The 21,268-nt window shown below is 44.7% G+C and carries 18 protein-coding genes and 1 pseudogene; all 19 read right to left on the minus strand.

The features are described 5' to 3' along the window. Positions 1–19: 19 nt before the first annotated feature. The 19 genes and pseudogenes from ABFV83_RS07345 to ABFV83_RS07435 all read right to left on the minus strand — a co-directional run bounded on the left by ABFV83_RS07345 (position 20) and on the right by ABFV83_RS07435 (position 21,268). The gene (locus ABFV83_RS07345; RefSeq protein WP_349948246.1) at positions 20–973 is read right to left on the minus strand and encodes an ROK family protein; all 954 of its coding nucleotides are present in this window, start codon (positions 971–973) and stop codon (positions 20–22) included. Between the two features lie 167 nt (positions 974–1,140). Next, a complete protein-coding gene (locus ABFV83_RS07350) occupies positions 1,141–2,148 on the minus strand; it encodes an ABC transporter substrate-binding protein (protein ID WP_349948247.1) in 1,008 nt (335 codons plus the stop codon). Between the two features lie 72 nt (positions 2,149–2,220). Next, entirely contained in the window at positions 2,221–3,228 is a 1,008-nt protein-coding gene (locus ABFV83_RS07355; protein WP_349948248.1) for an ABC transporter permease, read from the minus strand. A gap of 22 nt (positions 3,229–3,250) precedes the next feature. After that, the gene (locus ABFV83_RS07360; protein ID WP_349948249.1) at positions 3,251–4,753 is read right to left on the minus strand and encodes a sugar ABC transporter ATP-binding protein; all 1,503 of its coding nucleotides are present in this window, start codon (positions 4,751–4,753) and stop codon (positions 3,251–3,253) included. 169 nt (positions 4,754–4,922) lie between these two features. Beyond that, a complete protein-coding gene (locus ABFV83_RS07365; protein WP_349948250.1) occupies positions 4,923–6,368 on the minus strand; it encodes an ATP-binding cassette domain-containing protein in 1,446 nt (481 codons plus the stop codon). 20 nt (positions 6,369–6,388) lie between these two features. Further along, complete coding sequence (locus ABFV83_RS07370) at positions 6,389–7,408, minus strand: histidine kinase (RefSeq protein WP_349948251.1); 1,020 nt, start codon at positions 7,406–7,408, stop codon at positions 6,389–6,391. A 13-nt stretch (positions 7,409–7,421) separates the two neighbouring features. Next, entirely contained in the window at positions 7,422–9,029 is a 1,608-nt protein-coding gene (locus tag ABFV83_RS07375; protein ID WP_349948252.1) for a response regulator, read from the minus strand. 112 nt (positions 9,030–9,141) lie between these two features. Next, positions 9,142–9,411, minus strand: a pseudogene (locus tag ABFV83_RS07380) (hypothetical protein); the annotation flags it as partial. A 52-nt stretch (positions 9,412–9,463) separates the two neighbouring features. Continuing rightward, positions 9,464–10,351, minus strand: a complete 888-nt coding sequence (locus ABFV83_RS07385; protein WP_349948253.1) for an RsiV family protein — start codon at positions 10,349–10,351, stop codon at positions 9,464–9,466. Further along, on the minus strand, positions 10,348–10,839 hold the full coding sequence (locus ABFV83_RS07390) for a sigma-70 family RNA polymerase sigma factor (RefSeq protein WP_349948254.1): 492 nt from the start codon (positions 10,837–10,839) through the stop codon (positions 10,348–10,350). The genes ABFV83_RS07385 and ABFV83_RS07390 overlap by 4 nt, the downstream gene beginning before the upstream one ends. A gap of 322 nt (positions 10,840–11,161) precedes the next feature. Beyond that, complete coding sequence (locus ABFV83_RS07395) at positions 11,162–12,178, minus strand: substrate-binding domain-containing protein (RefSeq protein WP_349948888.1); 1,017 nt, start codon at positions 12,176–12,178, stop codon at positions 11,162–11,164. Positions 12,179–12,222: 44 nt separating this feature from the next. After that, positions 12,223–13,185 (minus strand): ribose ABC transporter permease, encoded by a 963-nt coding sequence (locus ABFV83_RS07400; RefSeq protein WP_349948255.1) that lies wholly within the window; start codon positions 13,183–13,185, stop codon positions 12,223–12,225. Next, on the minus strand, positions 13,169–14,680 hold the full coding sequence (locus tag ABFV83_RS07405; protein WP_349948256.1) for a sugar ABC transporter ATP-binding protein: 1,512 nt from the start codon (positions 14,678–14,680) through the stop codon (positions 13,169–13,171). The genes ABFV83_RS07400 and ABFV83_RS07405 overlap by 17 nt, the downstream gene beginning before the upstream one ends. A gap of 30 nt (positions 14,681–14,710) precedes the next feature. Further along, positions 14,711–15,109, minus strand: coding sequence for a D-ribose pyranase (gene rbsD / locus ABFV83_RS07410; protein ID WP_349948257.1), 399 nt, complete (start codon positions 15,107–15,109; stop codon positions 14,711–14,713). After that, positions 15,103–16,041 carry a ribokinase gene (rbsK, locus tag ABFV83_RS07415; protein WP_349948258.1) on the minus strand — a complete coding sequence of 313 codons (939 nt, stop codon included), beginning with the start codon at positions 16,039–16,041 and terminating at the stop codon, positions 15,103–15,105. Before rbsK ends, rbsD begins: the two co-directional genes overlap by 7 nt. A 15-nt stretch (positions 16,042–16,056) precedes the next feature. Further along, the gene (gene deoC, locus ABFV83_RS07420) at positions 16,057–16,692 is read right to left on the minus strand and encodes a deoxyribose-phosphate aldolase (protein WP_349948259.1); all 636 of its coding nucleotides are present in this window, start codon (positions 16,690–16,692) and stop codon (positions 16,057–16,059) included. A gap of 85 nt (positions 16,693–16,777) precedes the next feature. Next, entirely contained in the window at positions 16,778–17,791 is a 1,014-nt protein-coding gene (locus tag ABFV83_RS07425; RefSeq protein WP_349948260.1) for a LacI family DNA-binding transcriptional regulator, read from the minus strand. A gap of 288 nt (positions 17,792–18,079) precedes the next feature. Next, positions 18,080–20,020 carry a vWA domain-containing protein gene (locus ABFV83_RS07430; RefSeq protein ID WP_349948261.1) on the minus strand — a complete coding sequence of 647 codons (1,941 nt, stop codon included), beginning with the start codon at positions 20,018–20,020 and terminating at the stop codon, positions 18,080–18,082. A 12-nt stretch (positions 20,021–20,032) separates the two neighbouring features. Then, a complete protein-coding gene (locus ABFV83_RS07435) occupies positions 20,033–21,268 on the minus strand; it encodes a hypothetical protein (RefSeq protein WP_349948262.1) in 1,236 nt (411 codons plus the stop codon).

Below are 21,268 nucleotides of genomic sequence, written 5' to 3' on the forward strand. Positions count from 1 at the left end.
TTTCAAAAAATCATAAATTCTATTCATAAACCGCAGCCATAACAGCTCCATAATCCCCTATCTTCTCACCTAACCGGGCCGGCACGATCCTGCACGCGGCTGCAGAAGAGGCAAGAGCCTCCTTACGGATTTCATCCCACATAGCTGTTTCCATGAATTCATGGGCTCTGGCGTATATGCTGCCGGCAACGATTACCTCCGGATTCAGGATATCGATAAGCATGGACAGTCCTCTTCCGAAATACGTTCCTGACTCACTCAATAATTCTGCGGCATCCTCATGGCCGGCCCTGGCGGCCTCTGCCACATCCTTTGCCCTGATCTTCTCCATTTCTCCTGTCTGAAAGGATGCCTTTTTTCCTTCCTTTTCCATCTGCTCCGCCTTATGTACTGCCATTTGCCGGATTCCGCCGCCGCTGCAAAATCCTTCCATGCTCCCTGCCTTTCCATATCCCACCGGCCCATCCTCCTTAAGGCGGACATGCCCCACTTCTCCTGCCATGCCGCAGGCTCCAGTATATAAACGTCCATTTAAAATAAACCCCGCGCCAAGGCCGGTGCCAAAGGTGAGGAATATCATATGAAGAGATCCTTTTCCGGCCCCATATTTCCATTCGGCAAGGGCACAGGCATCGGCATCGTTTAACATCCTGGCAGGCATTTGAAGCTTTACCGACAGATAAGAAACAACGGGAACATCATCCCACCCCGGCAGGTTAGGCGGAGAGCAGATGACCGTGCGGTCAGGGCTCAACGGCCCTCCGCAGGATATCCCGATGCGGCAGTGAGACCGGGAGACCTCATGGGTTTTAAGCATCCCTTCCCCATAACCACATAAGGTATCCAACACGGCTCTCCAGTCTGATGTTGTCTGTATTTCCTTCCGGTCAATCCATATAATCGTATCGCCTTCCAGGCGGCAAAGAAACACCGCACACTTTGTTCCTCCAATATCAAATCCCACTATATGCATCGTAATACCTCAGTCCTTCTATTATTATAAGTAAATTTGATTCGCCTGACATCTCGTCTGGCAGCGGTTTTACCTTCATTAAGAAAAATATGCCAACAGAGCAGGAACCGAAATACCGGCCCTGCTCTTTCACTGTTATGAAATATATCTGCGCTTATACCCGCATTTTATTTTATTGCTTCTTTTGTGAGGACGGAAACTCCTGTGTCTAAGTTCTTGTCTCCTGTATCCTTGCCTTCCAGGGCATTAACCGCTGTCTTCACTCCTTCATATCCCATAACATCAGGATTCTGAGCCATGGTTGCCAGGAGATAGCCTTCCTTAATCAGCTGAAGGATCATGTCGGATTTGTCAAAGCCTACGCCGATCACAGTCTCGCCTGCTTCCTGAATGGCATTGCCGGTTCCTACGGTAGAGCCTTCATTGGCTCCGAAAATGCCTACGCAGCCCTGGGTGATATAGTTTGCAGCAATATCCTTGGATTTTGCCGCATCGCCTTCTCCGTACTGAGTTTCCAGAATCTCAAATTTTGTTCCCTCAAATGCAGAACGGAAGCCTTCTTCTCTGGCTACTGTGGATGCGGTTGCAGCATTCACATTTACGATGCCGATCTTGCCTGATTCAATTCCATTAGCCTTTAAGGCTTTGATCATTTCTTCGCCTGCAGTTTTTCCGGCAGCTTTGTTATCTGTTGCAAGGGTCTGGACCGCCGGCAGGGATGCTGCGGAATCTACGTATACCACCTTCACTCCTGCGTCCATGGCTTCCTGTAACGATGCTGTCACTGCATCAGGGCCATTTGCCGCCAGTAAAATGGCTTCAGCGCCTCCTGCTACGGCATTGTTGATGCATTCGATCTGCTTTGCGTCATCCTTTACATCAGGAGCCAGCCACTTATAATCTACATTTCCAAGCTCCTTTACGGCCTTCTGGGCGCCTGCATCCACGTTTACCCAGTGCTGGTCCATTTGATCCATGGTGATTAAGTAAACCTTGTGTGAGCCTCCGCCGGAAGCTGCCTCTTTCGCAGTTTCTTCTGTTGTAGCTGCAGCTTCCGTTGCAGTCTCAGTTGTTGCCCCAGTGGTAGCTGCCGCCTCTTTTTGCCCGCTGCTGCAGCCTGCCATAGAGGCAATCACTCCCATAGAAAGAATAGCCGCCAATACTTTCCGCTTCATAAACCTTTTCCTCCTTAAATTTGAATATTTTATAGTCTGCCTATATCAAAGCCTCAGGCTCCAATACCTTGTTTATGGTTCTAACTTATTTTTCTTACCAAGCTTTCCGCTTCTTACAATTACATCGATCAATACGGAGATCACCACAATGGCACCGATGACAATGTTGCGGATGGCAACCGGAGCACCTGCAAACTGAAGGCCATTCTGCAGTACGCCCCAGATGGAAGCACCGATCACCGTACCGATTAAGATTCCCTGGCCTCCCAGGGTTGACACTCCTCCGATTACGGAAGCCGCCACAGCATACATTTCATAGGCATTGCCGGCATCCATGGTGCCCATGCCGCTTGTTGCACAGATCACCAGTCCTACGATACAGGAACAAAAGGAGCTGACTAGATAAGCCTTTGTGGTAGTGGCGACAATATTTACCCCGGATAGCTTGGAGGCTTCTATATTGCTTCCGATTGCATAAATATGCCGGCCGGTCCTTGTTTTGCTTAAGAGGAAATTAAATACCAGCCATAAAACAATGGCTATGATCACCGTATTATACACTCCGGCAACCTTTCCATAATAAAAGAAATTCCGAAACCCCTTTGCCCCGTCTCCGATGGCATCGGTATTGTAGTTATTATTGACGATCTGGGCAACGCCCCTGGCAATGGTCATGGTGCCTAAGGTTGCAATAAAAGGCGGAAGCTTGCACTTGGCTACCAGTAAGCCGTTGACCACTCCTACGATCAGACAGCATATCAGGGTAAGAAGTACCGCTGCCCACGGATTTATGCCATTTGTCATCATGGTCGCAGATATCATGCAGCTCATGCCGACAACGGAACCAATGGACAAATCAATATTGCCGGTGATCAATACATAGGACTGGCCGATGCCGATTAACAGGATGGGCGCAATCTGGCGCAATAGATTCGCAACATTTTTCCCGGAAAAGAATGTAGGGTTTATGATGCCAAAAACAACGCACATGACCATGAGTCCCACACCTACAGTGACTACCTGCCCCATCCCGCGAACGGCAAACAGCCTTTTATACCAACTCTGTCTTTTACTATTCATGTTACCTCTCCTTGCCCTTCTCTTAACTGATCTTGCTTTCAAACTGAGTCGCAAATTTAAGGATCTGATCCTGTGTCGCCTCAGCTGTCATCACTTCCCCTGTAATCTTCCCGTCGCACATGACAATGATCCGGTCGCTGATGCCAAGGACTTCCGGCATTTCCGATGAGACAAATAAAACGCCGATCCCCTCCTGTTTTAATTCGTTCATCAGGTTATAGATCTCTACCTTGGCAGCCACGTCGATTCCTCTGGTGGGTTCATCGAAAATCACCACCCGTGAATTCCTTGCCAGCCATTTACCCACCACCACTTTTTGCTGGTTGCCGCCTGACAGGCTTCCGGCATTCACCTCTGCGCTTGGCAGCTTGATTTTTAAGGAAACCACTGTTTTATCCGTCATTTCCCTCTCTTTTTTTCTGTTGACGATCCCAAGCTTTCCGCACAGGATATCCAGATTGGGAAGAGCGATGTTGTCCCGTATGCTGAGCTTCGTGCAAAGGCCATCCTTTTTCCTGTCCTCAGGAGCCAGTACAATGCCTGCTTTTATGGAATCCTCCACGTTATGTATGGCGACCTCTTTTCCATCCAGGATAATCTGCCCTGTTTCCTTGGGATCCGCTCCAAATATGGCCCTGGTGGTTTCCGTCCTCCCTGCCCCCATTAACCCTGCAATGCCTACGATCTCACCTTCGTACAGCTCCAGATTGATGTTGCGTACCATCCGCCCTGCATTTAAGTTACGGACCTCCAGGATTCTTTTCCCTTTTGGACAGGAAACACGGGGGAACTTCTGTTTTATTTCGCGGCCTACCATGTGGGCAATGATCTCTTCCATCTGCTTTTGATCAAAATCCATGGAAGTGATAAATTTTCCGTCCCTCATGATTGTGACCCGGTCCACGATATGTTTTAACTCTTCCAGACGGTGGGATATGTATACGATTCCGCAGCCTTCCTTTTTCAGCTTTTTAATGATTGCAAACAAATCATTGATCTCCTTTGATGTCAGGGCTGACGTAGGTTCATCCATAATAAGGACCCTGGCATTCATGGAAAGTGCCTTGGCAATCTCAACCATCTGCTGCTTGGATACTGCAAGGTTTCCTACTAACTCCTCCGGATCTAAATCAATATTCATGCGTCCCAGAATCTCAGCCGCCGCCTTGTTCATCTCTTTTTCAGAAAGAACCATTCCCCTTGTCCGTTCCCGTCCCAGGAAAATGTTTTCCGCTACAGTCAAATGCTGACACATGTTCAGTTCCTGATGGATGATCGCTATTCCCAGTTCCTTTGCCTTCTGTGTGGTCATTTCCCGAATATCAGAACCAAATACCTCAATGGTCCCTCCATCTTTTGGGTAGACACCGCTCAATATTTTAACAAGTGTTGATTTTCCCGCACCATTTTCACCCAACAATGCCATAACTTCGCCTGACTTTAAGTAAAATGAAACATCGTCAAGCGCTTTTACACCAGGGAATGTTTTTGTAATATTCTGCATCCGCACAATATCTTCCTGCATACCTTTCACCCTCATACTTCTCTCAAATTCTAGCTTCTGTAATTAGTATATCATTGGAAGCTCATGGAAAGTAGGGGAGATTCTTCCGTTTAAGGGGGGCAATCTTTGGCAGTCTGATGACCTGCAGCAATGAAAAACAGGCAGTCAGACCGCCTGTTAATCCTTTTTATCACCAGCCCACTTTATAGAATTCCTCTTTCATGTATTCTGCCGCCGCCTTTCCAGCCCGCAGGACTATCATCCGGTCCGATACATCCATGTTGTCGGCAAGGTTGCTGGTAAGAATGAGTACCGAGATCCCGCTGTTTTTTAACTCCTGGATCAAATCCAGTACATAACGCCTTAAGTACATGTCCCCTTTTGCCAGGGGCTGCACGCACACGGCGACCTTTGGGTGAAGGAGATGGATCCGGTAATAGGCCAGGCCGTATTTTTCCCGCAGACTTAAACGGTCAATCTTCACCGCATCAATGCAGGGGCCTACCTTATTCCTATATTCCTTCCGAACGCTGCGAAGATGGCTGCGCTTTAAATTTCCAAGCCGCACCTTCCGGTCCAGAAGAAAGGTCAAATTCTCCATATAGCTCATATCCCGAAACAGAAAAGTTTCAGCCGGATCATCGGGAATAACGGCTACCCCTTCCTTAAAAAAGTCTGTAGGCTCCTCTCCTGCAAAAACCCTTTCCCCCAGGTAAATCCTGCCACCCCTGATTCCCCTGCTGCCGGATAGAACCTCCACCAAGGGCTCCCAGGTCTGGTTATCCGTATCCAGTATCATAAGGCATTCCCCTTTTCTCAGAGAAAAATCCACCGGTTCTTTCCCATTCAAATGAACTCCCTCCAGCTTAAGGACAGCCTCCTCCTTTGGTTCCCGGATCTGGCTGCCGGATAAGTCAAAGGATATGGTATAGGGCTGAAGGGCTGTTTCCACCATTTCTTCCTTCTCAAATACCTTCCAGATGGTACCCTGGTGAAAAAGAGCCGCCCGGTCCGTGATCTGGAACACCTCCTGATGATGGTTTCCCATATAAAGAAATGCGGTTTCCCGCTTTGCCTGCTCTCTGATAATGTCCTGAAACTGTTTTAGTTCCATCTGGCTTAAAAAATTGCTGATCCTGTCCAGAATAATGAACCTGCACCCGGCCAGAATGGCCTTTAAAAGCTCAACAACGCAGCGCTCAAAGGCGCTTAAGGTCGAAATCCGGCGTTTGGGATCAATGGACAGCCCCAGCGGCCTCATCAGCAACTCCACCTGATGATCCAGCACCCTGCTGTTAATCATATACTTTTTAAACCCTTTCCGCATAACAAACAGGTTATCGGATATGGTAAGGCTGTCTATGAGCCGTCCCCTCTCCTCAATGACATAAACCCGGTTGTCGGTGAAATCCGAGTGGGAATAATGATTTACCCGGTTCCCTTCATAATACACTCCGCCAAAGCTTATGGGAATATTATGGCAGATAAGGCGGATCAGCTGGGAACAGCCCTTTGCATCGGAAACGATGAGCCCCATAATTTCTCCCTGGAGAATATAAAAGTCCAGATTATCCAGATAACGCTCCCCCTTTTCTTCCAGAGTAACATGATTCAGCCGGAGAATTTCCTTTCTCATCTCATCACCTCTCTGTCCTGTCAATCCTTTACCAGAGGAAGGGATATCTCAACATCTGTCCCTGCTCCTACCTGGCTGTAGACGTGGATACCATATTCCTCTCCAAAAAGCAGCTTGATCCTGTTGTTGACATTCTGGATCGCAATGCCGCCTTTCCGGTCCATATCAGGGTTCACGTCGTCTAAGGACAGGCTTTTAAGCTTTTCATTCAGCTTCCTGACTCTGTCGGCCTCCATGCCAAGCCCATCATCAGATACCTTGATGATCAGCCGGGAATCGGTCACCAAAATTTTAATAATCAGATGCCCTTCTCCTATTTTCCGTTCGATCCCATGATAAATGGAATTTTCAACAACCGGCTGGAGGGTCAGCTTTGGCAGGCGGTATTGCAGGATCTCCATTTCATCCAGTTCTTCGGAATATGCATACTGGATATTTAACTGTAATTTTTTTCCAAAACGGAACTGTTGGATATAATAATAGTTCTCAATATTTGCAAGCTCATCCTCTAAGTTTACCAGATGGTCTACATTGGAAATGGTATAGCGGAAAAAAGTGGCAAGAGCCTCTGTCATCTCCGCGATACTGTCCACTCCAAGGCTCAGAGCCTCACTTCGTATGCCTTCCAGGGTGTTGTACAAAAAATGGGGATTGATCTGGTTTTGGAGAGCCAGATATTCCGCCTGCTTTTTTGAAACATTGATCAGTTCCCTGGTTCCAAGCATATCAAAGAACCTTTGATTTACTTTCTCGGATTCCGGGCAGTAGGGATAGCGTATTTTAAATAAGTCATTTAAAACACTGCCGGAAGCGAACTGCCGCTCCACCCGCTTTGTCTCCTGCATGGGCTTATAAATTCCATAATATCCGCCGTAAAAAAACAGGGCCAGCAGTACCGACGACGCAATGAAAAGCCAGATTTGTTCCGGCTGACCCCTGGTCAAGTACAATGCATAGCAAAGCAATAGTAGGAACCCGGCCAAAAGACCTGCTAAAAGAAGAATCACCCTGACGGACAGAAACCGTAACTTTTCCTTCATAATACGCCTCCCATCAGGAATAAAGCTTCCGATACTCATTTGGCTTTAAACCGGAATATTTGGTAAAATTCTTTGTAAAATACTTTACATCGCTGTAACCCACTTCCTCACATATGGATGCAACATTTAAATTCGTTTCCTTTAAAAGGCTTTTCGCCTGTTCCATGCGCACCTCGGATAAAAACTCCAGAAAATTCTTTCCTGTCTCTTTCTTAAACAGGGAACTGAAATAGGTAGGATTGAATCCGGCGACTTCACTGACAGTTTCCAGGGTAATTGCTTCCCTGTAATGATCTCTGATATATTTTTTTGCCATGCGTATGGGGCGGTTATTCTCCTGCATCTTTCCGGCTACGGCATTATCGTAGGATGCAGAAATCTCCTTTATAAGATAGCGCAGGACCTCTCTTGCAGAGGAACAAAATTCCACTCCCTGATTAAACCGTTCCATGAAATTCTGTTCAATTGGAATTTTATGATTTTTCATGAAAAACAGATAAAGATTACAAACTTCCCTGCACATCTGCAGAATTTCATGTCCGGTCATATCCGGCTGCTCCAAAAGTCCTTCTTTCAGCTTCATCAGACAATCACCCACCTGCTGCCGGTCCAGGCTTTCCAGGGCTGTGTTCATATTCTGGTTAAACTGAGTGAACCACTGGCTTGATGCCAGATGAAAGGAACTGCGCAGTTCCCCTTCCAGGAGTTTGCCGTTTCCTGCCACCAGCCGCTGCTCCACTAAGTACCTGGCGGATTTGAGGGAACCTCTTAGCTGTTCGATATTCCATACGGTTGTGCCAAAGCCAATGGTCACGCGGAGTCCTTCCAAAATGGATTCCAGCACAGCAAGCTCATTTAATATGTTTTTACACTGCCGGCGGATGAGCTTCCTGTTTTCCTCCCCATAATTCAGGAACAGGTAAATATGGCTGTTTTCCACATACAATTCCCAGTCAAATACCTGGCCTTTCAGCATTTGCTCTGCAATCTGAGTTGTCTTTTCTGTCAGAAATTCCAGGTTTTTCTCGTCAGGCATGGAAATTCCATCAAATTTGACACAAACGATCTGGAAGCATCCCGGCTTTAGCTGATAATAATACTGCTTGTTGATTTCTTCCAGGCTGGAACAATCCTGTTCGCTCCGGTCCCGGTACAGGACATTGGAGAACCATATGGTCCTCAGCCTTTCCGCATCGCTTTTTCTTGCCAGCCTGACCCGCTCCTCGTAGGTCAGCTGCTCGCTTTTTTCATTGTACCTTACTCTGATTTTTTCCAGAGTTTCCGTTAGTTCCTGCTTTTTAATGGGCTTTAACAAATAATCGCTGACCCCATATTTGATCGCCGTCTGGGCATATTCAAAATGGCGGTATCCGCTGATAATCACAAATTCCACGCCTACATTCAGTTCCCGGGTCTTTTTTACCAGGTCCAGTCCGTCATATCCCGGCATCCGGATATCCGTAATCACCACATCAGGAGAAAGGGCTTCTATCTTTTCAAGTGCCTCGATCCCATTATTTGCCACACCGCAAAGCGTCATATCCAGCGCCTGCCAGTCGATCAGCTTCTCGATCAACTGGCAGATCTTTTCTTCATCGTCCGCTATTAGTACTTTTAACATGATTATCCCCCTGCTCTGCCCCGATTCTTTTGTCATTATAACATGTTCACCTGGGTGAAGGAAATAGTGTAAAAAAGAAAAACTGCCATAATCATTGACGCGGTAAGTTCTGTCATTCCCATTTGAAAAAGCGGAGGGAAACACTGATACATATTACTGCAATTCCGATCATTACCGTAACTGGAATGAAAACCCCGTCCATTGGCAGCCCCAGTGAAGCAGCCTTAAGAAGTTTAATTCCCTGTGTCAACGGCAGGATATCTGCTGCTTTTTGAAATGCAGCAGGCATCACCTTAAACCGCTTTAATATCTTTCTGCTTCGGTAATCAGATACAACCAGAGGAAGCCCCATCACGCCTCCGGCGCAAATGGCAATGGTCGATACGCTTGTTTAAGTCAGCCTGCCTTACAGTGCCATAAACATTATTTACTCTTTACCTTTCTATTTCAAATTCAACCGCCCCGGCTGCTCCAGGTGCTATCTCATATTTGTCAAAAACAATGACCGGATTTCCATTCTCTTTCATATAAAATTTTGTCTCATCAGAAATGCTTTCGAAACCGCCTTCCTCAGCGGTAAAAAACGGGATACCAATTTCCTTTGATTTTTCCTCCATCCGGCTATTAATGCTTTCGTTCGCTTTATTGATATAATCCTCTCCAAGAACCTCCTTAAGGGATAATAGCTTTCCTGACTTTAAATCTATGTTATAGTACTTTTCCTGACTGTAGGCAGAAGTCCAGCTCTCTGTTCCCCTTACAACAAAGGAAAGATAATCATCGCTTTGGGCCTTGATTTCATACCACACCTTGATCTCGATCTTATGTTCCGCCCATTCTGCCTCTGTTCCGCCTGTATCCAAAAATGCCTGTTTGTATTCCTTTGCCCGTTCCAATGATTCATCCGCATATTTGCTGCAGATTTCCTGGATTTCTTCATTTATTTGTTTGGAAAGTCCGTGGGTGTCATTTTGGATAAATTCCACACCCGGTACTTCTACCGAAATTTTTTCATCCCCAACAGCCTTTTTATAGGAACTTACGGTAAGTATCCGGGCGATGGCGCCGACAACCGGAAGCTGATGTACCTCCTCTGCAAACGCTGTGTTTATATTCAGCGCCGCTGTAAATGTAATAAGGAAAGCGGCCGCTGTTCCCAGTCCCCATTTATAATACCGCCTCTTTCCATTCCCGGTATTATTCTGGCTGCTTGCTGCTGTTTTACCTTCAAACTGTTCGATGGCACCCTGTATCCATCCGCTTAATTCCTCGGGAATGTGAGTCTCATCGTATCTTTTTTTTGCATCATCCAACTGGTTCATAAGTTTACCTCCTGAATATTCTGCTTTAACATTTTTAAACCACGGTACAGTCTTGCCTTTACCGTGTTTAAATTGGCACCGGTGATCTCTGCAATCTCTTTCAGCGACATTTCTTCAAAAAAACGAAGCTTAATGATATTTTGTATTTCCATATCCAACCGGTTGATCTCGCTATAAAGGTCATCCGATGGTTCAAAGCCCTGTTCATAATAGGGGATCTCCAGACCCAGTTCTTCTCCTGAGGCGATCTCTTTTTTGTTTTTCTTGAGGAAATAAATGCTTTCGTTTACAAGAATCCTGTAAAACCACGTTTTGATGGCATCGGTATTTTTTAAGGATTCATAATGATCCAGCGCTTTTAATACCGCATTCTGAACAATATCCAGAGCATCCTCCTGATTTCGGGCGTAGCTGAATGCCAGCCGGTAAAACTTTTTCTGGTTTTCAATGATGTAGCCTGTCATCTTATCATAAATCTCTTGTCTCATTCGTTACCCTTTCTGTCCTTTACCAGACATTTTTGCCTTTCTGTTATATAGATGATTTCAGATGCAAAAAAGTTGCAGGAAATGAAAAACAAGGTTCTGAAGATTCAGAAGCCCTATACCTGTTATGATTAACGCATTCATTGCAATTAAATCAATGCATTCTTTTGATTGGGCCACCATCATTTAAAACTGTAGAAATTATATCACAAGCAATAGCAAAAAATTTTTTCAGAATCTACAGATATTGTCACGTCCCATAAAAAGAGCCGGGGCACCAGACCGATTAAACCAGTCTGATGCCCCAGCTAATATATAATATGGATTATTCTTTTGTAACTAATTCATTTACATTATCAGCGGTTACCAGTTCGTTGTCCAGGATCACATACTTGTCTACGTCTTTGCCCTGAAGATAATTGTATGCAGAGTTCATAATCGCTTTTCCAAGGAAGAAAGGCGGTTCTGCAATCGTTGCTTCGACCTTTCCTACCTTAATTGCTTCAATGGTGTCATCAATGGCATCGCAGCCGATCATGGTAATCTCGTCTAAACGGCCGGCAGCTTCAATCGCTTCCAAAGCACCGAGAAGCATTTCATCATTGGCTGCATATAATCCGTCGATGTGGTCATTGGCCTGAAGGATGTTTTCCATTACGCTCATGCCCTTGGAACGGTCAAAATCTGCAACCTGGCAGGCAACGATCTTCATGTCAGGATTCTGGCTTATCACTTCGTTAAAGCCCTGGGAACGACTCTGGGCCACATTGGTTCCCATGATACCCTGGATTTCTACGATATTTCCTTTGCCTCCCAGTGTGTCTACCAGATACTGGCCTGCCAGTTTTCCGGATTTGATGGCATCGTAGCCAATATGGGAAACCACTTCCCCGCCGCTTGCCTCACGGTCCATGGTAAGCACCGGGATACCGGCTTCGTTACATGCTTCAATAGAAGAAACGATTGCATCGGAATCGCAGGTATCAATGATGATGCAGTCTGGTTTTTTGGTGATCAGGTTTTCTACATCCTTCATCTGAATTGCAGGATCATCCTGGGCATCTGTAATATAAAGCTCCACGCCTAATTCATCTGCGGCTTTCTGTACCCCGTCTTTTACATCCACGAAGAATGGATTTGTCTGGGTATTCATTGCAAGACCTATCACGTATTTCTTGCCCCCTGACGCAGCATCTGCCTGGGCCTCTGCTGTTGTCGTAGCTGCTTCCGCCTGTGCGGTCTCCTGTTTGGTTTCAGGTGCCTTGTTTCCACTGCTGCATCCTGCCAGTGATGCAAGGACAAGTCCTGCGGCTGCTACTGCTGCCATGTGTTTTCTTTTCATCATAATTTTGTACCTTCCCTTCTTTTTTACATTAATAGTTTTATTTATTCTGCTTTCGCAGATAAATCCTTAACCTTTTTGTCCACTAAAACTGCGATGAGTACAACTGCACCCTTTACAATATTGGTGGCATGGGGATTTACGTTCATAAGCGTAAGAATATTATCGATAATTCCCATGATCATGGCACCTACCACAGTAGGCAGCACAAATCCGGTTCCCCCGCTTAAGCTGGTACCTCCAAGTATGACCGCTGCAATGGCATCCATCTCGATCCCCTGTCCGCTGGTAGATTGGGCAGACCCCAGTCTGGCTGTTAAAACCACTGCCGCAATGCCGCTTAAGAAACCGTTAATGATGTAAGCCATCCATTCCGTCTTTTTTACTGAAATTCCGGATAAACGGGCTGCTTCCCGGTTTCCGCCGAATGCGTAAATGCTTCGTCCAAAGCTGGTCTGTGTCAATATATAATGTGCCAGCAGGAAAAGCGCTATCAGTATAATAACAGGCACCGGAATCCCCAGAACCGTACCTTTTCCAATAAATTTGTAGGAATCTACCTTGACCGGAATGGGAGAACCTTTGGTGTAGACCAAAACGCAGCCCCGAAGCAGGGTCATCATTCCAAGGGTTGCAATAAATGGGGGAATCCCGCACTGGGAAATAAAAAATCCATTTACGGTTCCGCAGGTAATTCCTATTGCAACCGCTGTCAGTACCGCCAGAAAGGTATTGCCGGTAGAGGCCAGTACGCCGGAGGCTACAACTCCGGCAAACCCCAGAATGGAGCCTACGGACAGATCGATTCCGCCGGTAAGGATTACAAAGGTCATGCCGCATCCGATAATACCGGCAACTGTCACCTGCTTAAACACATTAAACAGGTTGGAAACACTTAAAAAGCTTTCTGATAAAAAAGCGGCAAAGAGACAGATTACCAGTAAGATCAAAACCGAGCGATATATATTTATTTGGTTGATTAACCGTTTTTTAGTTTCCTGATTCATTTTCGCTTACCCCTCCAGATGCATGCGCTAATATTTTTTCCTGATTCATTTCCTGTTTGGAGATTTCTAATACCGTTCTTCCTTCCCGCATGACAATGACACGGTCACTGACTCCAATAAGCTCCGGCAGATCCGTGGAAATTACCAGGATGCTCTTGCCGGCCTCCGTCAGCTCATTCATAATGGCATAAATTTCCGCCTTGGCTCCCACATCTACTCCTCTAGTGGGTTCATCTAAAATCAGAATATCAGAATCTGCTAAAAGCACCTTTCCAAACACTACCTTTTGCTGGTTTCCGCCGCTTAACTTTCCGGCAGGCTGCTGTGCAGAACTGACTTTAATATTCAACGCTTTAACCTGTTCCTTTACGCGTTCCATTTCCAGCTTGTTGTCTAACCGGAATCCTTTGGTCAGCTTTTTTAAAGAAGACATGGAAATATTTTCTTTGATGCTTCTTATTAAAACAAGCCCTTCCTGTTTCCTGTCATCCGAGACAAAGCCGATTCCTGCTTTTAATGCTTTTCTTGGTGAAGAACAGTCCTTTTTTTCACCATGTACGAATATTTCCCCACTGTCCATTGGTATAGCGCCGTAAATCAGCTTGGAGAGTTCTATGGTACCGGCACCCAGAAGACCTGTAATCCCTAAAATTTCCCCTTTATGAAGCTTTAAGCTGACGTCATGGACTCCGTGGCTGTTCACCTTCCTGGCCTCAAATACCACTTCCTGGGGGTTGTAATCCCTTACCGGGTACAGGTTGGATACATTGCGTCCGACCATCATGGATACCACATCATCATAATCCGTCTCTCCAATGAGTTTTGATGCAACGAACTTTCCATCCCGGAAAACCGTAAGGCGGTCTGAAATCTGAAAAATCTCATCCATCCGGTGGGATATATAAATGATTGCGATTCCCTTTTTCTTCAGTTCCTCAATGGTCCGGAAGAGAATCTGGATTTCCTCTTCTGCCAGTGCTGCAGTTGGCTCATCCATAATAATGATTTTTGCTCCAATTGTCAGGCACTTGGCAATTTCCGTCATTTGAGCCTCTGCCACAGATAAGTTCCTGACCTTGGTCCTTGCACTGAACTTTAAGCCCAGATGATCCAGATTTTCCTGTGCGTCCCGGTACAGCCTGTTCCAATCCACCTTCCCAAACTGATTGACAGGAAGCCTTCCAAGATACATGTTTTCAGCCACCGACAGTTCCGGAACCATATTAAATTCCTGATAAATCATGGCGATTCCGTGCTTTTCTGCGTCTTTTGCGGAATGGAACACCACCTCTTTTTCATCCAGATACATGGTGCCGGAAGTATAAGGCTGTGCTCCCGCGATTATCTTCATTAAAGTGGATTTTCCTGCTCCGTTTTCTCCGCACAGGGCATGGACCTCTCCCTCAAAAATCTCCAGATGCACCCCGTCAAGAGCCTTGACACCGGGAAACGTCTTTACGATTGATTCCAGTTTTAAAACTAACCTTCCTCCCATATGTTTTCACCACTTCCCCTTTACTTCCGGTCAATATGCGCAGCCTGAGACCAGGACTACGTTGGTGTATCCCGTAAATTCGCCTGTCAGGATGATCGCCTTGGCCCCCTCAGTGATCTTTTTTAATTCCTTATGGGGCACATACTCCACCGGAATGCCTTCCGGCAAGAGAGCCAGCGCCTTCTCATGAAGTCCCGGGCTTACCTCAAGTGCCTCCTCTGCAAATATGGCCTTTTCCGTCACCATATACTTTTCTATTTCTTCCAGAACCTCCAGATAAGAGGGGCTTCCCGGCTTCCAGCCTAAGTCTACCCGTTCCACTCCCTTTGGAATAGGAAGGCCGGCATCTCCGATCACCAGCATATCCATATGCCTGAGTTCTGCCATGACCCTTGCTAATTGAGGGTGCAAAATTCCTGTTTTTAACATGACCGTTCCTCCTGCTTTCTGATAAATGAGTCAATTTCCTCCCGGTCAGGCATGGCCGGTGTGGTTCCGATTCTCTGTACCGAAATTGCGGCTAATGCATTGGCAAAGGCTGCCGCCTCCCATAAATCCTTTCCTTCTGCCAGGGCTGCCACCAGGCCGCCATTAAATGCATCCCCTGCACCGGTTGTATCAACTGCCTCTACCCGGTAAGCAGGCAGGAGGCCCCTCTTCTCAGGAGTTGCTAAGTAAACTCCTTTGCCCCCTAAGGTAATAAGTACATTTTTAACCCCTTTTTCAAAAAAGAAGTCTGCAGCTCTTCCTGCATTTTCTTCCCCATCCACCGGTATCCCGGTTAATATCTCAGCTTCTACTTCATTAGGTGTGATTAAATCCACCTTGCTTAAAATACTGTCACTGACCGGCTGTACAGGTGCTGTATTTAAAATGATTTTTACGCCTTTCTCATATGCAAGATCAATTACTTTTTCCACGGAAGAAATATTGGTTTCCAGCTGGGTCAACAGAAATTCCGATTGATCCAGCAGGTCTGAAATAGACTCTACTTCTTCATCTGTAATCGTGTCGCAGGCACCCAGAATAACGACGATTTCATTCTGGCTGGTGTTTTCATCCACCATGATCAGCGCGCAGCCTGTCTCTGTCTTACTGGTTCGGAATATCCGTCCCGTATCCATTCCCAGCTTTTTCATGGTATTTAGGGCCACATCTGCGAATGCATCCTCCCCAAGCTTTGTTACCATGGTCACATCGGCTCCCGCCTTATGAGCAGCTACCCCTTGGTTGAAGCCCTTGCCGCCCGGACCCATTTTAAAAATGCTTCCTTTAACGGTTTCTCCCGGAACCGGAAGATGGGGGCTTCTTCCCATCAGATCCACTACAAAGCTTCCGAAAACTGTTACCTTTTTCCCCATAACTCTTCTCCTTCCTTATAGCAAGACAATACCGTTGCCTGCCCCAATCCGGTCCGCTCCGGCTTCTATCATAGCCCGGGCTTCTTCTTGTGTGCGGATTCCTCCGCTTGCCTTTACTTTTGCCCGGTCACCTACTGTCTGCTTCATAAGTGCCACATCCTCCGGCAGTGCACCGCCTGTGCTAAAACCCGTGGATGTCTTTACAAAATCTGCTCCGGCTTCTATAGAAATCTCACAGGCTATTACGATTTCTTCTTTCGTTAAGAGGCAGTTTTCTAAAATAACTTTAACCACCTTACCTTGGGAAGCCTTTACAACTGCTTTTATATCATCACGCACCAGATCATAATTTTCATCTTTCATGGCGCCGATATTCATTACCATATCCACTTCATCTGCCCCTGCCTTCACTGCTTCGGAGGCTTCAAATGCCTTTGCAGAAGTCATCATGGTTCCCAGGGGAAAACCAACCACACAGCAAACCGCTACGCCGCTGCCTTTTAATTCCTGTGCAGCGAGAGGTACTTGACATGTATTCACGCACACCGATGCGAATCCATATTCTTTTGCTTCTGAACAATATCTTTTAATTGTTTCTGATGTAGCATCTGCCTTTAACATCGTGTGATCCACTAATTTTGCGATATCCATTTTTTCTCCTCTTTTCTTTTATTATCTATCCCCGGATATGTAACCGGTTACATACCCGGGGTAAAAATAAACTGCTAACCGCAGCCTATTTTGTTAATTCTGACCCGCGAAGCACCACCTGATACGGAACAAAGATTTTTCTGCCGGAGCTTTTGCTCTCTTTATTGGACAGCTTGTCAATGAGCATTGCCATTGCTTCATATCCCTGCTTCTTTGCATCACGTTCAATGGTTGATAGTCTGTAATCAATTATTTTAAGGGATTCAATCTGGTCAAAGCCTACGATTGATATGTCCCTGCCTATTTTAAGTTTCTGCTCGGTAAGATACTTGAGCACTCCCAGACTGGTCTGGTTATTGGAGGCAAAAATCGCAGTCGGCGGATCCGGAAGCTGAAGCAATTCCTTTGTCCGTTCGTATGCCTTAATGATCTTAAAGTCTCCGGATACAATATACTCTTCCTTAAGTTCAATCTCATAATCACTTAAGGCCGCCTTATATCCCTTTAACCGGTCTTTTCCTGGCATAGAAGTATTTGGACCTGTAATGATTGCGATCTTACGGTGTCCGGCATGAATCAACGCTTCCACCCCTTTATAAGCAGCGGCGTCATTTTCTACAAAAACCCCATCCAGACTGGAATTTTTAATGTTACGGTCAACTAAAACCACCGGAATTCCCTTGTTTTCAAATTGGATCAGCTTATCCAGAGTCACCCTGTCAAGCTCGGAAACCGGGGTTATGATCAATCCGGAAAGTCTTTGTCCTTCTGCCATCTGAAGGTACTGGTGTTCTCTTTCCTGCATTTCACCTGTATCAAATAAAACAATGTTATACTGTTTATTAGCCGCCAGTTCTCCCATTCCGCTTATGATGCTGGAAAAAAATTCATTGGCTATATCCGGGACAATAACCCCAATACTGGAAGAGTCGCGGATGCTTAAGCTTCTTGCTATGGCATTCGGTACGAAATCCGCTTCTTCAATCGCTGCTAAAACTTTCTGCTTCGTTTCGTCCTTTACGTATCCAGACTGATTGATTACTCTGGATACAGTCGCAGAAGAAACACCCACCTTTTTGGCAATATCCCGTATGTTCATTTATTAAATCTCCTTTATGTAACCGGTTACATATGAATATTAACATATTACGCAATGAATGTAAAGTGTTTTTCAACATTTTTTACAATGATTTTTGAACTTTTTTTATAAAAGTGTGAAAATTGCTTCTTCTATACCGTCTTATTGCTTATCTATTCTACTAATTGATTTTTTTCATCACTAATGCATTCCTTACAAAAGCAGCGTTTTCTCTAAAGAGCTGCTTATCGAGCGGGTAACCATTTCTATCCGTAAAAAGTTGGCATTCCTCGCATTCAGGCTTATCCGTCAGCTCTTGAAAATAGACTGCATATTCTTTTTTACGGCTTTCAGCAGTTCTTTAGGAAGCTTCTCCACTTGTTCTCCTAATATTATGCCGTGAGGCTCCTTGTAGCCGTCATTCCATATAAAATTAAATGTGCTTTCGCTGGCTGCACTGTTCTTTCCGATTTGAAAAGCGTAAAGGGCAACATCTTTCGATAAAAGCTCTTGGACAGCGTCCTTGGTCAGGCCGGGAAAACTGGAGGCTCCGTCAGTAATTTCAAAAACTATTTTTATATGCTTTCCGATTTTAAGCTGCCTTTCTTCTACAGGAGTGATGCTTCCGGATATTTCTTTCAGGCAGCTTGCATCGTCTGTAGCGCCATCGGTAGAATTAAGCCTTACGATGGAACGGATTATATCCGCCGATTCTTTTTCTCCGGAGGTTTTGTCCTTAAATTCTTTCATATGATAATATTTACTTCCGTAAAACCATGTTTCGCTTAAGACTTCTATTTTCTGGTTTAATTGTTCAGCATTTCGTTTAAGATATGTGTTCAAATCATCAATTGACAGCAACGTTACGGCCAGCGCTTCTCTTGCAGATTCAATCTTTGCAGCATTCATGGAGCCTGAATTATCTATAACAAAAGAAATTTCGATTCGTTCCGGCAATTGCTCTGCCTGGGTTTCCAGCAAATATCTGCTGAACACGGGAAGATTTTTATAATTTCCTTTTTTCTCCGCTTCCACAAAATCCGGATAGGCGGCAATAAAACTGTTAACGTCCAGCTTGCCTTTTATTTGCCCGTCTTTTTTTACGCTGATTTCTTTTTTGGCATCTCCAATAAGTTTACTCCAGAATTGGCGCATCTGCTTTCTTTCCGGCTTCATTTTATTTGAGTAATACTGAAAAAGCTGCTGATCATTCTGGCTGATGCCGTAAGATGTTAAATCGACCTTTCCAATCATTGTATTTTGAACTATTTCATTGTTTTTTTCCTGCTGGTCCAGCATCTCTTCAAGAATCGTTTTTTCTTCTTCCTCAGTGGATTCCAATGTATCCCTTTTTTCTTCTTCCGATTGTTCAAAAGGACTTTTTCTTTCACTTACCTGTTCCTGAGATGCGCCTTGGGATTTAAAAAATTCCATTGCATCTATTTCTTCTTTCCATAATTGCTCAAATACAGGATAAATAAAAGAACGAATCAGGGAATCTCTTTCTAAAATACCCTCTTCGCTGTTTATCTGACTTACTAATTGAGAATGAATAAAATCCAAAAAAGGCTGATTCAATATCCTTTTGCTCAATGGATTCTCACCGCAGCCTTTAATCTCAGGCGTTGATTTATAAATTTCCTTAAAGATAAAACTATTGATAAATGCCCTGTGCTTCGGCATTTCATCAATAGCCTTCATTTTATTGCCTGTCTGCTCCATATATGCAGCTATCTTTTTAAAATTAGCTTCATCTCTGTAAACAGGGCACATTTGCAGTACCCTTAAAAAGGAAGTCAGCTTATCCAGCCTGTGCAAAGCATCAAGTATTTCCTTTTTGACATATCCGGCTATCATATCCGGCTGATATGCCCTATCTTTTCCAAGCCCTTCTTTCTCAATGCGATGAAGGATATATCCGGTCATTCTGTCTTTTTCTTTTTTCCACCCTTTGCTTCTGTACAGATAAGCTTTCGTTTGTTTTTTCCAATCGGGATACATGGCAAGCTCATAATAAATATGCCATAAAATCTGATTTTCATCTAAGTCCCTGTCCAAAAAAGCCGCCAGCGGAAGATATAATATGCCCTTGGACGGATTTAACAAAAATCTTTCAAGCTTTGGATCAGGCATATACATCAGACTGGAATCCCCTGTAAACGTAGCTAACGAACGCTGCTCTCTCTGCAAAAAGGATTCCACATGTTTTGTTGACTCTTCTATCAGCTTCTGTTCATCATAATTAGGCAAGCCCCTTCCCTCCTACTGATATAACGGCAGATCCCACAAAGCTTCCGGGGTATCGATTCTATTAATATTTAGTGTGCATAATTCTCCTTCTACCCCCATCAGCAAATACTTTGATGGATAAAGCTTCAGCACATCGGTAAAAAAGGCCCCTTCCAGCATTGAATCTTTATTGATATGCCATTTTCCAAAATTTTCTTCCAGCAAATATATCATTCCGTCTTCGCTTAATATTACGGCTGTTCCTTTTGAAGACTCTGCATCAAAAAGATTCCCTTTAAGAAAATTTCCTTCATCAAGAATGTTTCTATCCGCCCCGTCAAGAGAAATGATATGAAGCTTACCATGATTCCCTATGGACAAAAGAGTATCCTTCTGACCCTTTTCATTTTCGAGACAATGGATTTTGCGTATTTCGCAATCTGGAATTTTAATTTCATTTACGATAGAAAAATGATTATATTTCTGTTTTATAAAATATATTTCTCCTGTTTTGGTGCCGACGGCAAAATCATCCGCTCCTGTTTTCTCCATTCCATTTATGTTTGAAATAGGAAGAGAAGCGTCTTTATGAAGTATCAGGCGGTATTCTTCTTTTTCTTTAACTATTTCCAGCAAAACCAGCTCTTCCTGCTCTTTTTCCGCGGCTATCAAATTATGGCTTATTGACAGGCATTGGCCAAACCAGCTCATTCCTGTTTCTGTCTTTATCTTTTTTATATGCATCTCCCCGCTTCCATTGGGGATTTGTTTAAAGTTGCTGCATGATAATAAATAGCAGCCGCCTTTGCTTCCAAAAAGCAGAATTTCATTCTTATTCAGCCTGTGAAAGGCCGATATCTTTTCTTTAATATCTTTAATGGGCAGACCCCATTCCTCCTGAATCCTTTCCTTGCCGGAAGGTTCCGTTCTTTTACTGATCTGAAAAAACTGCAATGCACAATCTGTACTTCCAGCAACAAACATATCCTGGGAAAGCCTTAAAACACTTTGAAAAAATCCTTCAAAGCCACAGGCTCCCAGCTTTGTTATAGATTCTGTTTTTATGGCATCCTTTGAATTTCCTGCATATGCCCTGTAATGGGGAATCATCTCCGTAAGAAGCTTTTCCTCCTTAGCGGAAAGCACTTCAAGGCATTTTTCAAAATCATCTTCTAAAATTCCTGTTTCCAGAATTTTATTTAGTTTTTGCCTTAAGTCTTTTACCTGCATTTTAAAATTTTCCTCATCAACCGATAAATTCAGCTTCAT

Source organism: Lacrimispora sp. BS-2 (assembly GCF_040207125.1).
Classification (GTDB): domain Bacteria; phylum Bacillota; class Clostridia; order Lachnospirales; family Lachnospiraceae; genus Lacrimispora.

What these genes read in the sequence shown, in the direction of transcription:
- ABFV83_RS07345 (WP_349948246.1), bottom strand. Translation starts at nt 973, where the DNA reads ATGCATATAGTGGGATTTGATATTGGAGGAACAAAGTGTGCGGTGTTT.
- ABFV83_RS07350 (WP_349948247.1), bottom strand. Translation starts at nt 2,148, where the DNA reads ATGAAGCGGAAAGTATTGGCGGCTATTCTTTCTATGGGAGTGATTGCC.
- ABFV83_RS07355 (WP_349948248.1), bottom strand. Translation starts at nt 3,228, where the DNA reads ATGAATAGTAAAAGACAGAGTTGGTATAAAAGGCTGTTTGCCGTTCGC.
- ABFV83_RS07360 (WP_349948249.1), bottom strand. Translation starts at nt 4,753, where the DNA reads ATGCAGGAAGATATTGTGCGGATGCAGAATATTACAAAAACATTCCCT.
- ABFV83_RS07365 (WP_349948250.1), bottom strand. Translation starts at nt 6,368, where the DNA reads ATGAGAAAGGAAATTCTCCGGCTGAATCATGTTACTCTGGAAGAAAAG.
- ABFV83_RS07370 (WP_349948251.1), bottom strand. Translation starts at nt 7,408, where the DNA reads ATGAAGGAAAAGTTACGGTTTCTGTCCGTCAGGGTGATTCTTCTTTTA.
- ABFV83_RS07375 (WP_349948252.1), bottom strand. Translation starts at nt 9,029, where the DNA reads ATGTTAAAAGTACTAATAGCGGACGATGAAGAAAAGATCTGCCAGTTG.
- ABFV83_RS07385 (WP_349948253.1), bottom strand. Translation starts at nt 10,351, where the DNA reads ATGAACCAGTTGGATGATGCAAAAAAAAGATACGATGAGACTCACATT.
- ABFV83_RS07390 (WP_349948254.1), bottom strand. Translation starts at nt 10,839, where the DNA reads ATGAGACAAGAGATTTATGATAAGATGACAGGCTACATCATTGAAAAC.
- ABFV83_RS07395 (WP_349948888.1), bottom strand. Translation starts at nt 12,178, where the DNA reads ATGAAAAGAAAACACATGGCAGCAGTAGCAGCCGCAGGACTTGTCCTT.
- ABFV83_RS07400 (WP_349948255.1), bottom strand. Translation starts at nt 13,185, where the DNA reads ATGAATCAGGAAACTAAAAAACGGTTAATCAACCAAATAAATATATAT.
- ABFV83_RS07405 (WP_349948256.1), bottom strand. Translation starts at nt 14,680, where the DNA reads ATGGGAGGAAGGTTAGTTTTAAAACTGGAATCAATCGTAAAGACGTTT.
- rbsD (WP_349948257.1), bottom strand. Translation starts at nt 15,109, where the DNA reads ATGTTAAAAACAGGAATTTTGCACCCTCAATTAGCAAGGGTCATGGCA.
- rbsK (WP_349948258.1), bottom strand. Translation starts at nt 16,041, where the DNA reads ATGGGGAAAAAGGTAACAGTTTTCGGAAGCTTTGTAGTGGATCTGATG.
- deoC (WP_349948259.1), bottom strand. Translation starts at nt 16,692, where the DNA reads ATGGATATCGCAAAATTAGTGGATCACACGATGTTAAAGGCAGATGCT.
- ABFV83_RS07425 (WP_349948260.1), bottom strand. Translation starts at nt 17,791, where the DNA reads ATGAACATACGGGATATTGCCAAAAAGGTGGGTGTTTCTTCTGCGACT.
- ABFV83_RS07435 (WP_349948262.1), bottom strand. Translation starts at nt 21,268, where the DNA reads ATGAAGCTGAATTTATCGGTTGATGAGGAAAATTTTAAAATGCAGGTA.